This window comes from Ornithinibacillus scapharcae TW25 (assembly GCF_000190475.1).
GTDB lineage: Bacteria > Bacillota > Bacilli > Bacillales > Amphibacillaceae > Ornithinibacillus > Ornithinibacillus scapharcae.
Map to the genome: position 1 here is coordinate 54468 of NZ_AEWH01000044.1, position 13821 is coordinate 68288.

At 36.6% G+C, this 13821-nt stretch carries 15 protein-coding genes; 2 read left to right on the plus strand and 13 right to left on the minus strand.

Going from position 1 to position 13821, the window contains the following annotated elements; genetic code table 11:
- Window positions 1-25: 25 nt before the first annotated feature.
- The 7 genes from G5W_RS0111390 to G5W_RS0111420 all read right to left on the minus strand — a co-directional run bounded on the left by G5W_RS0111390 (window position 26) and on the right by G5W_RS0111420 (window position 8441).
- The gene (locus G5W_RS0111390) at window positions 26-1978 is read right to left on the minus strand and encodes a stage V sporulation protein D (protein WP_010096787.1); all 1953 of its coding nucleotides are present in this window, start codon (window positions 1976-1978) and stop codon (window positions 26-28) included.
- Window positions 1979-2065: 87 nt separating this feature from the next.
- Window positions 2066-4315, minus strand: coding sequence for a penicillin-binding protein (locus G5W_RS0111395; protein ID WP_010096788.1), 2250 nt, complete (start codon window positions 4313-4315; stop codon window positions 2066-2068).
- A 14-nt stretch (window positions 4316-4329) separates the two neighbouring features.
- Entirely contained in the window at window positions 4330-4698 is a 369-nt protein-coding gene (gene ftsL, locus G5W_RS0111400; protein ID WP_010096790.1) for a cell division protein FtsL, read from the minus strand.
- Complete coding sequence (rsmH, locus tag G5W_RS0111405; RefSeq protein ID WP_010096792.1) at window positions 4698-5675, minus strand: 16S rRNA (cytosine(1402)-N(4))-methyltransferase RsmH; 978 nt, start codon at window positions 5673-5675, stop codon at window positions 4698-4700. The genes ftsL and rsmH overlap by 1 nt, the downstream gene beginning before the upstream one ends.
- A 28-nt stretch (window positions 5676-5703) precedes the next feature.
- Window positions 5704-6135 carry a division/cell wall cluster transcriptional repressor MraZ gene (gene mraZ / locus G5W_RS0111410; RefSeq protein WP_010096794.1) on the minus strand — a complete coding sequence of 144 codons (432 nt, stop codon included), beginning with the start codon at window positions 6133-6135 and terminating at the stop codon, window positions 5704-5706.
- Window positions 6136-6361: 226 nt separating this feature from the next.
- Window positions 6362-7975 (minus strand): bacillithiol biosynthesis cysteine-adding enzyme BshC, encoded by a 1614-nt coding sequence (gene bshC, locus G5W_RS0111415; protein WP_010096796.1) that lies wholly within the window; start codon window positions 7973-7975, stop codon window positions 6362-6364.
- Between the two features lie 85 nt (window positions 7976-8060).
- Window positions 8061-8441, minus strand: coding sequence for a DUF3397 domain-containing protein (locus tag G5W_RS0111420; protein ID WP_010096798.1), 381 nt, complete (start codon window positions 8439-8441; stop codon window positions 8061-8063).
- 191 nt (window positions 8442-8632) lie between these two features.
- Between G5W_RS0111420 and G5W_RS0111425 the strand changes: the two genes are divergently transcribed.
- Window positions 8633-9118, plus strand: a complete 486-nt coding sequence (locus G5W_RS0111425; RefSeq protein ID WP_010096800.1) for an N-acetyltransferase — start codon at window positions 8633-8635, stop codon at window positions 9116-9118.
- A 130-nt stretch (window positions 9119-9248) separates the two neighbouring features.
- Here G5W_RS0111425 and G5W_RS0111430 read toward each other — a convergent pair whose 3' ends face one another.
- The 4 genes from G5W_RS0111430 to G5W_RS0111445 form a co-directional block, all read right to left on the minus strand.
- The gene (locus tag G5W_RS0111430) at window positions 9249-9728 is read right to left on the minus strand and encodes an RsfA family transcriptional regulator (protein WP_010096801.1); all 480 of its coding nucleotides are present in this window, start codon (window positions 9726-9728) and stop codon (window positions 9249-9251) included.
- Between the two features lie 94 nt (window positions 9729-9822).
- Window positions 9823-10587 (minus strand): enoyl-CoA hydratase/isomerase family protein, encoded by a 765-nt coding sequence (locus tag G5W_RS0111435; protein ID WP_010096802.1) that lies wholly within the window; start codon window positions 10585-10587, stop codon window positions 9823-9825.
- 148 nt (window positions 10588-10735) lie between these two features.
- A complete protein-coding gene (gene rpmF, locus G5W_RS0111440; protein ID WP_010096803.1) occupies window positions 10736-10909 on the minus strand; it encodes a 50S ribosomal protein L32 in 174 nt (57 codons plus the stop codon).
- 47 nt (window positions 10910-10956) lie between these two features.
- Window positions 10957-11481, minus strand: a complete 525-nt coding sequence (locus G5W_RS0111445) for a YceD family protein (protein WP_010096804.1) — start codon at window positions 11479-11481, stop codon at window positions 10957-10959.
- A 179-nt stretch (window positions 11482-11660) separates the two neighbouring features.
- On the opposite strand from G5W_RS0111445, the gene G5W_RS0111450 reads away from it, so the two are divergent.
- Entirely contained in the window at window positions 11661-12872 is a 1212-nt protein-coding gene (locus G5W_RS0111450; protein WP_010096805.1) for a nucleotidyltransferase, read from the plus strand.
- A gap of 56 nt (window positions 12873-12928) precedes the next feature.
- Here G5W_RS0111450 and G5W_RS24680 read toward each other — a convergent pair whose 3' ends face one another.
- Both G5W_RS24680 and G5W_RS24685 read right to left on the minus strand, forming a co-directional pair.
- On the minus strand, window positions 12929-13372 hold the full coding sequence (locus G5W_RS24680) for a S16 family serine protease (protein WP_337445666.1): 444 nt from the start codon (window positions 13370-13372) through the stop codon (window positions 12929-12931).
- The coding region (locus G5W_RS24685; RefSeq protein WP_337445664.1) for a PDZ domain-containing protein at window positions 13321-13821 on the minus strand (501 nt) is incomplete at its 5' end. The genes G5W_RS24685 and G5W_RS24680, both read right to left, overlap by 52 nt.

Sequence of the window (13821 nt, forward strand, 5' to 3'; positions counted from 1 at the left end):
TTTAGATATTTAGTAATAGAAAAGTTTACTCTTCATTATTTTTAGATGATTTCTTTTCTTTTGAAAGAAATATTCTGATTGTCGATCCAGGCTCAACTTTCGTACCTGCAACCGGGTCTTGATCAATAATTATTTCTCCATCACCACTTGATTCGACCGTTAAATCTGTCATCATCTGCATAAGCTCGTTCTTTTCAACTCCTACTAAATCAGGTACTTCAATCAACGGCTGTTCCGGCCATAAATACTCTTTCTCTAGACCATCTTCTCTAGTCTTAACCCCCATTACAGGTAGACTGTCCCGGATAATACTACCAACAATCGGTGCGGCAACTGTTCCCCCAAACTGTCTGACACCCTTTGGATTATCTACTGCTACGTAAACGACAATTTCTGGATCATCTGCAGGTGCAAACCCAATAAATGATACAATATGGTTATTCTCCAAGTATCCGCCATTAGGTCCTACTTTCTGAGCAGTACCTGTTTTCCCACCAACACGATACCCCTCCACATATGCAGGCCTACCGGTACCTTTTGCCACAACGCTTTCTAAAGCATTACGTATTTCTTTAGAAGTTTTTTCAGATATCACTCTATTTTTCACTTTAGGCTCTGTCTTAGAGACCATCTTCTGTGTTTGAGGATCAACCCACTCTTTCGCTATATATGGTTCGTATAGATACCCTCCGTTAATGGCTGCTGAAACAGCCATCACTTGTTGTATTGGCGTAACAGAAACCCCTTGTCCAAAAGCAGTGGTAGCCAATTCGACTGGCCCTACATTTTCTGGTTTAAATAAAATACCTGATCCTTCTCCTTGAAGGTCAATACCGGTCTCTTTTCCGAAGCCAAATTCCTTAATATAGCTAAATAGTTTTTCTTTCCCTAATTCTTCCCCAAGGTGGACAAAACCAGGGTTACAAGAATTCTGGACCACTTCTAAGAATGTTTGAGAGCCATGCCCTCCGGGCTTCCAGCAACGAAGTCTCGCTCCTCCCACTTCAACATGTCCATGATCATGAAATTCATCTTCATGTAAATCTACAACATCTTCCTCCAGTGCAGCTGCTAGTGTAATAATCTTAAAAGTTGAACCGGGTTCATATGTACTCCATATTGGAAGATTTCGGTTATAGATCGCCGGATCAACCTCTTGATAATTCTCAGGGTTGAAATTAGGACGTGAGGTCATCGCAAGAATACCGCCTGTATCTGGGTCTACCGCAATAGCCATTGCTCCATCCGGATTATACTTTGCCTGTGCTAAGTCCAATTCCCTTTCCATTATCGTTTGTATTCTTGAATCAATTGTTGTTACTAAGTCATAGCCATCCTTTGGAGCTGTATAAACATCTGCTAGTTGATTAAGTCTTTTTCCCTTGGCATCCGAATAAAAGGAGAGACTTCCTTTTTCACCATTTAACAGATCATCATAATATAGCTCTAACCCCATCAAACCTTGGTTATCAATCCCAGCAAACCCTAATACATGGGAGAGATCGTCCCCAAATGGATAATGTCTTATGGAATCCTTTGCTAAATACACCCCTTCTAGATTCAATGTTCGAATTGCTTTCTCTTGGTCTGCAGATATCTTTCTACCCTCTGGGTGTAGATTTACAGACATCGCTGACTTCGTTACATATTCATATGCTTTCTCTGTAGACATGTCCAATATTTCAGCAAGTTTTTTTGCTGTTTCCTCCGGATTGTCAATTTGTCTTGGTACAACGACTACGGAGGGGGCTGTTACATTTTCTGCAAGAATTTCCCCGTTCACATCTAGAATGTGACCTCGCTCTGGTTGAAACGAAATATTTCTACTCCAGGACTCGTCCGCTTTTTCCATTAATTGATCCCCTAATACAAATTGAACATATCCTAAACGAAGGTCGATAATACCAAAAATAATTAAACCAATAAGAAAAACAGCGACTAATCGTTTTCTAACTGTTACAGTTGATACTCGTTTCATCATCCATCTCCTTCACATAGATAGGCTTGTATCAACTATATGTTAAAAAAAAATGATTAGAACACTGTTTTTCATAAAAAAAGCTAACTATTCAAACTGGTCAACGGAATCCTCTTCGTCCTCCGACTGAGTCGTGTCAGCAGTTGATTCTAGCATTTCTACTGGTGTTTTTAACTCTACACCTAAGTAATCACCTGCATCAATCTCTCTTCCTTCTTCAATACTCTGTGTAATGACAAAGCCATTACCGATAGCTTCTATATCTAGACCAACCATATCACTCAGTTTCCATACATCTCGTAAGGACCAACCAATAATATTTGGCATAGTTGGACTGTCTGTTATAACAATCACCCTTTCGTTCGGTAATACCTTCGTACCTTCTTCGACACTTACTTTCACAACTTTAGAACCACTACCTACAATACTGTATTGTAAGCCCGCTTTTGTTAGCTGTTCTTTCACTACGGAGGTGGATTTCCCTACTAGATTAGGAATCTCATACGCTTCAATACTTGCAATATCTCCATGGTCAGGTTCTATATTTAAATAATGAAGAGCATTCTCCATTACATTATTAAATATAAACGATACAGGTGCTGAACCTGGTTCGATACCAGTCTCAAATTCTAGGGTTGGCTGTTTTACAGAAACATACATCATTAACTCTGGATCATCAGCAGGTGCCATTCCCAAGAAAGAAAACACATAGTTTTCATGACCGTATAAATAGCCACCACCATTTGGATTTGGGATTTGTGCTGTACCAGATTTGCCTCCTACAGTATAATCCTCTAGTTTATACCGACTTCCAGTTGCATGCTCCGACTCTACTGCAGAAACCAGTAACTCTCTGACCTTTTCTGCAGTAGATGCAGAAATTGGTTCTCCTACTACCTCTGGTTCAGTCTTTTTAACTACTTTTTTAGTATCTGGATCAACTATTCTATCAATAATATATGGTTTTACCATCTTGCCATCATTTGCAATTGCAGTTGCTGCTTTCATAATCTGAATAGGAGTTGCAGTACTCCCTTGCCCAAATGAAGTGGTTATCTTCTCGATTGGCCAATTGTACAAAATAGAACCGGTTACTTCTCCTGGCAAATCAATGCCTGAGGCCTTATCAAAATCAAATGCATGGAGAAACTCTAAGAAAGTTTCAGGGCCCATCTTCTCCCACACTAGTTTCGCGGCAGCTACGTTAGATGACCTAGCAAACCCTTCATCATATGAGATTGTTCCCCATCCTTTACCATAATTAAAATCTCCAATTGGCTTGTCACGTTCACTAACACGATAAGTTCCTGATTGATAGCCTTCCCCACCACTGTATACACCCGTTTCGATAGCAGCAGCCCAAGTGAACATTTTCACCGTTGATCCTGGTTCAAATGGTGTTGAAATCGCATCATTATACCAATTCTCTACATTTGCTGGATTATTAGGATTATAGCTTGGACGATTACTCATCGCTACTATTTCTCCTGTTTTCGGATTCATGACTATTGCTGTCATTCTTTCCGGATTGTATTTCTGGTCAACCTGTGTCATAACGTCTTCTAATAGTGTTTGTATTTTTTGATCGATTGTAAGATAGACATCATTACCATTATCAGGCATCCGAACGATCTCATTCGGATCTAGTAATTTATTATTATATATATCTCGCTGATAGGAAATGTAACCGTCTACTCCCTTTAGTAAACTATCCATTTCATGCTCAATACCAGTTACCCCTTCAATTTTCTTTTCTACTACTCCATCGGTTTCTTCCTCTGTTGCTCTGGCAAAACCAATAATATGAGAAGCGAACATTCCATTAGGATAATATCGAATATTTTCCTTAATGAATTTAATACCAGGCAAACCTAAATCTTCAATGTCGTCCTTTGTATGAAGGGGAATTCCTTTCCCGATTGAACCAAACTCTACTTGGGATCGCTTGTTGTCAATGCCGTTAGTAATTGTATTAAGGATATAGTCTTTTTCTGCATTTAACAAAGGTGCTAACTTTTCTGCAGTTTCTTCAGGATCCACCACATGTTGTGGCTCTTCGAGGTTCTCGGAGAACTTCTTATCGACTATCGCATACATCCGAAAGGTAGGCATATCATATGCTAATGTCATTCCGTTTTTGTCGTATATTTTACCACGTTCAGATTCTAGCTTGTAGGAAGTAGTACGCACTCCTTCTGCCCATTCATCCAATGAGACACCTTCCACCACTCCTGATGCTTGAATAAACAAAAATCTCCCCGTTACAATTAAAAAAGCCACGACGAAGATAACCATTAATAATCCAGCCATGGCATGTGTTGTTTTATTTTTTTTCATCATTATCACCTGAATTATTGATTAAAAGCATTTGCTTGTTTTACTTCTGCTGCTTGTATCGTTAATCCATTTTCTTTTGCATATTGTGTAATTCTCTCCGGTCTGCTTAATTCTTTAATTTCAAACATTAATCCCTCATTCACAACTTGTTGCGTTGTGATCTTCCTTTCAAGGGATTGAATATCACGATTCAATGAGTCCATAGAAGAAGAATAAGAAACCACATAAACACCTGCAAGCAAAAGAACCATTGCAACAAAGGAATACAGTACTTTTTCTCCCTTTGATATCCAACTCTTTTTACGAATGATAACTTTCTTCTCTACTTGCGGTTGATAAGAAGTATAGGATTGTTCCCAACTACGTGCGTGATTTGCTGCCATTACTTATTCCACCCTTCTCCGTAATTAAAATCATTAGACCAAGATTTCACTTTCTCCACGATTCTTAATTTGGCAGACCTTGATCTTCGATTTACTTCTAATTCATCTTCTGTTGCTATAATTGGTTTTCTGTTTATCGATTTAAATGGCGCTTCATATTCTTTTGGAATTACCGGCAGATTTTTCGGAGTCTCTTTTGGAGTACTCCATTTTTTGAATGCTTGCTTACAAATTCGATCTTCTAATGAATGAAATGTAATAACGGCAATTCTACCTTTTATATTTACTACCCTCGCAGCTTGGTTTAAAGCATCATGAAAAGCTCGTAATTCATCATTTACCGCAATTCGAATCGCTTGAAAGATTCGCTTCGCAGGATGTCCACCTTTTCTTCTAGCAGGCGCTGGTATCGCGTCTTTGATTATATCGACTAATTGATAGGTAGTTTCAATAGGTCGTGTCTTACGAAATTCTTCAATTTTTCTCGCTATTTGTTTAGAAAATTTTTCTTCTCCATATTTGAAAAAAATGGATACTAATTCATTATACGACCATTGATTGACAATTTCAAAGGCATTTAATTCCTGCTCTTGATTCATCCTCATATCTAACTTTGCATCATGTTGGTAACTAAAGCCTCTTTCCCCTCGGTCCAATTGTGGGGAAGATACACCAAGATCAAACAAGATGCCATCGACTCCGGTAATATTATGTTTGATTAATTCCTCTTCTAGATATCTAAAGTTACTATGTATAAAGAGAACTCTATCTTGGTATGGTGCTAATCTTTCTTTAGCCGCAAGTATTGCATCCGTATCTTGGTCAAAAGCGATTAACAAACCATTTTCATTTAGCTGTGAAGCGATCTTTTCTGAGTGACCACCACCACCTAAAGTACAATCTACATAAATACCATCTGGTTTTATATTTAGTCCTACAATCGATTCATCTTTCAAAACTGTATAATGTTCAAACATGTTTACACCTACTTAAGCGATTTTCTATTTAAATATCAAAGTCCATTAAATTTTCAGCGATCTCCGCGAAAGATTCCTCAGACTCATTAAAGTAGTCTTCCCAATTTTCACTAGCCCAAAATTCAATTCGATTCGATACTCCGATTACCACACACTCTTTATCTAAACTTGCATAATTCCTTAAAGTCTGTGGAATATTTATTCTTCCCTGCTTATCTATTTCGCATTCGATTGCTCCTGAGAAGAAAAATCGCGTAAAGGCTCTTGCATCTTTTTTAGTTAATGGGAGTTTTTTGAGTTTTTCTTCTAAGATGTTCCATTCTGACATGGGATATGCAAATAGACATTTATCTAGTCCACGAGTAACAACAAACCGTTCACCAAGTTCTTCTCGGAACTTGGAAGGGACAATAATTCTACCCTTTGTATCAAAGTTGTGTTGAAATTCGCCCATGAACATATCTAGTCCGCCCCCACTTTCTTACACCAATTCTACCACATCCCCCCACTTTCTACCACTAATTTTCAAAAAAAGTTATCTTCAGCTTTAGACAAGTCTCGATTAGACAAAAAAATACCGCCTTCCTTGAGAATGAAAAGAACAGAAACCTCATCAAATCAAGGTTTCTGTTCTTTTCTCCGCTCGAGAGAGACAGTAAATAGTAATAGTGGTAGGTAGTGGGGGATTATAGATAAACCACGAAATGATCTTCTTCAAACGAAAGATCCTGTGAGGTAATTTCATATAAGAATCTTAATCCAAACTCATTTATTAATGGAATTGGGTTCCACACCCTCTCTTGAAAGCCTCCGGGATACAACGTGTTTTCTAATGTATAAAACTCCGATAGCTCTTTATCATATTGTTCTTCCAATGCTTTAACCATTCTTTTTTTCAAATACTCGACCTCTCGAAGTATACGTTCTAAATTTTTATTTGAAAGATCGTATATATCTGACCGAATATCCTTCGCTATTTGTCGGAGAGGAGTGTGTGCCTCTGTAATTACCTGTTTAATGTTGCTAACCGACTCTTCAATGGAAGGGTTAACCTTATCTTCTAACCATCTCTCTCGAATAGAGGTAATCTCACCATTCAAGGCTAACGAGATAGAAATAGCATATTTATCTAATAATTTCTCTATTTTCCTATCTATGTAGGTGAAAGATAGTCTTGGTACAACTGGTGGCATTTTAATCCCTAACGTATGGAAAGCCGATTTCAAAACTGACCAATAACTAATTTCCCCTGGCCCACCGATAAAAGCTAGAGTTGGAAAGATTAAATCCTGCATTAATGGTCTAGTTACAACATTATTACTAAGTAATTCAGGTCTATTCTTAGCAGTACTTAAAAGTTCATCTTTTGATAAGATTACTTCCATTTGCTTTCCGACCCATTTTCCTTCTTCATTGACATGTAATAAAATTCGTTCAAAATCTTTATGGTAAAAAAGATTGCCATTGTCAGGTGTTACATCCAATGGAACAGCGTAACCCTCACTTGTTAACTCCTTATATGTATTGTACACTCCAAAACCTATTTCATTTTGTTTATCAATCATCCGTATAAAGTATTCACTTTCCAGTTTCCGTACCGCTTCATCTCCTGAATCAATCAGTACAAGTCCCTCATGTTGAAATAACTGGAAGGTTAATCTAGCAAAAAAATCCACATACGTAGTCGATTGTTTTAAACAACGTGTTATGGTATAACGGAGTTCATTCGTAAAGTTTGTCTCCGCAAGCTGTTTCATGACTAAGTCAACCCAATCGGAAACTGCTTCCTGCTCGATTTCAACGTGTGAAACAGAACGTTTTTCAAGATTTTGTTGATTCACTTTGTATTTCTTCATTTTTTGGTCAACATGCATAAAAACATGATTGATTTCTTCAAAATCATGATCCTCGCCAGCAATCCAAAATACAGGTATAACCGGAAAACCTAGTTTTTTCTCTTGCTGCTTTGCTAATTGAATGATAGAGATCACCTTATTAATGGAATACAACGGCCCTGTCAAAAGCCCTGCCTGTTGTCCTCCAATGACCACGAGACTCTCCTCATCCATTAATCGTTCAATATTTTCTATTGTAGATGTTGGAGCATCCCATTTAGTATTTAACTTATGTAGTACTTCGACGAGTTGTTTTCTCTTATAACTCCGAGACTTTAACTCCTTTGCACGTGATTCAAAGTCCATACTATTATAATCAAAGTATTTCATAATCGTCTTATCGTGATGCCGATAATCTTGTATTAGTTTATTGTTTATATTTACCTGAATTGGTTCAATTCGCATTCATTACGAACTCCTTTAGCGATATGTTGTCTATACGTATTGTACAAGAAAGGATATACTTTTTCATTATTCCTGATTTAGTCTGTTAAGCAAAGATGTTTCTTCCAATACCAAACAGCGTAAATATGGAATATAACAAGAAAAATATTAAAAAGGACAATCTCCATAAAAGCTTTATTGCTTTTCTAATGTCGACTTCCGTATGATTCTTCCACTGTATGATAATAACAACAGTGAGTATACATAGCAAGAACACGACTATATAACCAATGTAAAAACCTCCAAAGAGATATGTAAGCAACGTGTTTACCGATAATATGTACAGTATCGTAGTCCAGTTGATAGCCTTATGAAAAGCCATAACTGGATTCCTGAAAAGATAGTTCAATCCATAGAATAGTATCACCGTTACGATGAATGGCACAGTGATCATAAAAGCTAATATAAATAGTATAATTTCAAACATGTCAATTCGTGCCCCTTCAATTACAGCTTTCAAGTTTCTTTTTCATTGTATCAAAATTAGCATAATTTGCACTTGATTTATCCTAAAGTCGATATATAAGTAATGTTTCTTTTGCTTATAAACCAATTTATATTATAATAAAATTAATTGCAAAAATGATAAATTTTTCTGACAACATGGGGGTTGGTAAAATGGGTGATGTGAAAGTTGAAAGACTACTAATTAACTATAAAACATTAGAAGAATTCAAGCGTTTTAAAGAGTATGGACATCAAGAGTTATCCATGCTAGAAGACCTACAGACAAATATCATAGAGAATGATAGTGAATCACCTTTTTATGGTATATACTATGGTGGATCTTTGGTGGCGAGAATGAGTCTATACAAGGTAAACAGAAAATATGATCAGTACTTCGAACCAAGTCATGATTATCTGGAACTTTGGAAACTTGAAGTATTACCTCACTACCAAGGACAAGGGTACGGTAAGAAACTAGTGGAATTTGCGAAAGAATACAATATTCCTATAAAGACAAATCCACGAATTAACTCTCAAGGTTTTTGGGAAAAAATGGGCTTTCAAAAGGCAACATACGAAATGGAGAGAGATTTTGGACAAAATCCTTTACTTTGGTTACCTGAAGGGGTAAGTGAACGTCATTCGAATAAAATGTAAGCCATTTCAAACGATAAAAAGAGGCTTCTCACTAGATTGAGAAGTCTCTTTTTATTGCAGATAGAAAGACTAGTAGTCTTCCAACTGCATCACCTTCTATTTGACCAACTTATAAATGCAAAAATTTTCGTTAGTTCTTTTCCTTAATCCACTTCCAAAGATTACCCATTTCTTCCCAAGCGTTTTCATAGCGTTGTAATTGTAAACGTAACTTTTTATTTTCTTCTTCCAATTTTTTTAATAATTTCTCCTGTTCTTTTTTGGCTAAATCTTGATGCTCAGCAAAGTTTGATTTCATTTTTTCCAATAGCATAATGGCAGACTCAATCGTATCCTTCTCATCCCCATTTTCTACTTTGTCTATATTCCACAATGCTTTTCTCCCACCCAGTTTCCGTTCTTCCTTTGCTCGTTGAATTTCATCTTGATATTGTTTGCGAATTGTAGCATTCCATCTAAACCCACAAGCTGCTGAGGTTCTAGATAATTGTTTCGCTACTTCCTTGAAAGCTTCAAGCTGTGTCTTACCCTCCCCTATATAACGAAGCACTGTTTGAGCTAATATTACATCTTCATCTTCGGTCCAGGCATCCTGCCTTGTTGCATTCATAACATCACTCCTTATCTATTTGCTATCAATGTATGCACAAAGTAGGAGTGATAGAATACCCTTTAGCATTATTTTCTAAAATAATGCTGAAAAACTAGCTCCGTTTGAAGAATGCTAGTACAGCATTTTTATGTTCCTCTGATTCCCATAATGATGCACAATTCTGTACTTCTCGCTTCATTTTTTGCTTCAACCCTATCACACCTATTTCCTCTAAATAATGACCTTTTAGTATTCGCATTTGACTAAAAGATTTAGTTAAATATGGCTGTAATAGTTTGTCTCTATCTAACCACTCATCTTCTGCCACTTGTCGATGTATCCATCCTTTTTGAATTAAGTATTCTGTCTCAAAAATAGCACCTTCCATAATCCATTGATTTGCAAAACTAGGATGTACACATTTGGCTAATAATACCCCGCCACCCCAGCCCGGGATGATACCTAAATTAGTTTGAACAAAGCCAAATTTTGATTTTCCTCTCGCAATCCGTAAATCACATGCTGAAGCTAATTCGCATCCACCACCAGTTGCCCCACCATTCAGTAGTGCAATTGTTGGCATTTTGAACACGGTTAATTCATATAATACTTCCATCATATTTAATAGACTACTCTCCGCTTCAGCAACGGAAAGATTTCCATGCAAATCATTCAAATCCCCACCAGAACAAAACATTTTAGTACCTGTTCCAGTGACAACTAAAAATTTAATTGGATCTTTTTTTGCCTGTTCAATAGATTGCAAGATCCTTTTAGTCATTTCTAAAGAGATTGCATTATGTTTCTCCGGACGATTAATAGTGATTATGCCATAATGATGTTCCGCGATATATTCATATGTAATATAATTTTCCATGTTATTTCCTCCATTCACCTTTGATTAATCAACACTTATTCGTTTTATCCATATCTTATGTTATATATAAACATATGAATCTGTTGTTTATAGTATAAAAAAACAGATCACATCTAAGCTGTGATCTGTTTTTACATTATGTCTTGTATTAGTTGCTAACAACTTCTTTTCCATCATACTGCCCACAAGATTTACATACATGGTGTGGCTTAGTTAATTCTCCACAATTTGAGCATTCTACCATGCCAGGCACGTGTAATTTGAAATGTGTACGACGTTGTCTTTTAACTTTTTTAGAAGTTCTTCTTTTAGGTACTGCCATGACTTACACCTCCTTCAAATACGAAAGCAAAAACTTGAACATGATTCTTATTTTTCTTTCTCGGTATCTTTGAATAATGACTCCAGTTTTTTGAAACGTGGATCAATTTTCACTTCTGTTGGTTTTTCGGAAAGTACTTCCCAATCTTTCCCTTTTTGAATTAGAACATCCGGATCTACTTCATCAGAGAATACTCGAAAAGGAACCTCCAATAAAATATTTTCCTTTATATACGGCATTAAGTCAAGCACTTCTCCATGAATTGGATGAATTTCTGCATCTTCGTCCTCATTATAGTAAGGTGAACTTGAGAAAATTTCTTCTGCATGAATCTCAAATGAATACGGAACATCGACAAGTGTACGTGCACATGGTAAAATCATTTGACCAGTTATTGTAAATTTAAAGAAGAACTGTTCCCCTTGCATCGTACATGTACCTTCAACTAAAACAGGGTCAATCTTTCGTATATCATTATTCAACTGCTCAAGTTCCGAAACATCCACTTCACCGGAAAATGGAAAAGGCTTTTGAAAAGCATTTTTCTTAATTTGTGCTAATGTAAATTTCATTTAATTCACCTCAAGGCAACAAGAGTTATTTTAAAAGGAAATTGTCTTTTTGTCAATATATTTTCTTTACACATTCAATATCTCTACCATCTTATTCCTTAATACTAGCATTCCCGAAGGCTTTTTTCTATAATCAACCATATCAGGAATATATTATTGTAAATAGTTGGGGTGTAATAATGGATGCTTGTGGTTTAATTGTTGAATATAATCCGTTTCATAATGGTCATGCATATCATATTAATCAAGCTAAACAAGAATCAGGTGCTGATTGTATCATCGCGGTCATGAGCGGTTCGTTTCTTCAAAGAGGTGAACCAGCAATAATGGACAAGTTTCACCGAGCAAAGGCAGCACTGTCAGCAGGAATAGATATCGTAGTAGAGTTACCCTATGTATATGCCGTACAAAGTAGTGATTTATTTGCTAAAGGTTCCGTCATGACCTTATTTGAACTAGGAGTGAATAGTATTTGCTTTGGAAGTGAATCAGGTACTATCACGCCATTTATTCATGCCTACGAGAGTTATCACTCAAATTCGGAAACATATAAAGCAAGGTTAAAAATGGCCCTACAAGAAGGAAAATCTTTTCCAGATGCAAGTAAACTAGCCTATGATTCAATTGGTTTAGTGCAAAATGATATGGATTTATCCATGCCTAATAATATATTAGGTTTTAGTTATGTGCGTACTATTCTAGAGAATGAATTACCAATACAACCAATCACAATTAAAAGAAAGAACTCCGAATATCATGACACAGAAATTAACGGTTCGATAGCAAGTGCAACGAGTATCCGCAAGCAATTATTCGAACATCATATGAATATATCTGAACTAGAGTTTACAATGCCTCCTTCTACCGTACAAGAGTTAGTAGCGTATGAACGGAAGGCATCAACGCTTCATCATTGGGAGCGCTACTTCCCTCTATTGCATTATCGTGTCATGACCATGACTCCAGAAGAATTATCTCTTATTCAAGGTGTCGACGAGGGATTAGAGCATCGGATTAAGAGAACGGCAAAAGATGCAACTTCCTTCAACAATTGGGTGGAACGAATTAAAACAAAACGATATACATGGACTAGAATCCAACGTATCTTTGTTCACTTATTAACCAATACAAAAAAAGATACCATTTATACGTTGACGTCCTCTTTTTCTGTACCATATATCCGTTTATTAGGACTGACTACTACTGGGAAAGCTTATTTGAATAGAAGAAAAAAAGAACTTAATGTTCCTCTTTATCCAAAAATCACGCGTAATCCGCATCCTATGTTAGAAGTAGAAGAAAGAGCTACAAATGCTTATTATAGTATTCTTCCTCCAGCAAATAGATATGCGCTAATAGAACAGGAATTAAAGGGTCCAATTATTCTTTGATACGTACACTTAGAACCCCCTACTACTATTGAGTAGGGGGTTCTTCATACTATACCTTATTTTAATTCTTCTTTTAGATATTTTATTGCATCGTCAAAGGTATCGACCGGAACTATGACCATATCTGTATCAATTTCTTTCGCTTTCTTTTTGGCCACTTCATAGTTTGAATCTCCTCCTCTGCCACCTTCATTTGGAGCAAAGAACACTTCGACACCTTCCCGATCTGCTGCAACAACCTTTTTATCAATACCACCAATTCTACCAACATTACCTTCGTAATCAATCTCACCAGTTCCTGCAATTTGATGTCCCTTCGTAAGATCCCCTTCTGTAAGTTGATCATAAATTTCTAACGAAAACATTAACCCTGCACTAGGACCACCAATGTTTCCACTTGAAAAAGTTATAGATGGGTTTACCTCAACATCACGATCTGTTACAAGTGTTATTCCAATACCGATCTGCTTCGTTTCCTCATCAATAATTCCGAGTATAATTTCTTTTTAATTTCTTTATCGTCACGAAGAATGGTTAACATAACCTTGTCACCATTCTCTTTCGATTCAACATAAGAAATCAAATCATTGGATTCTTTTATCTGTTGATTATCAATCCCAATAATCCGGTCACCTGTTCTTAATATGTTATCAGCAGGTAAACCAGGTGCAACACTTACAACGTAAACACCATTATACTCAATTGTGATATCCTTCTCAGCCGCTTCATAGGCAACCACTGTTGATGCTTCTTGTGAACTTTCCATCATATGTAATTGAGCCTCGAAATATTCATCATCAGATATTCCTTCTGGACGAACGTCTTTAATATCCATTATTTGATGGTGAGGTAGAATTTTTGCTAGGAGAAACTGTATTGGTGTTGCTTGTCCCCCTCTTACAGTTACCAGATGAAAGTCTCCTTCACTTTTATCTGCGTTTTCTACTTG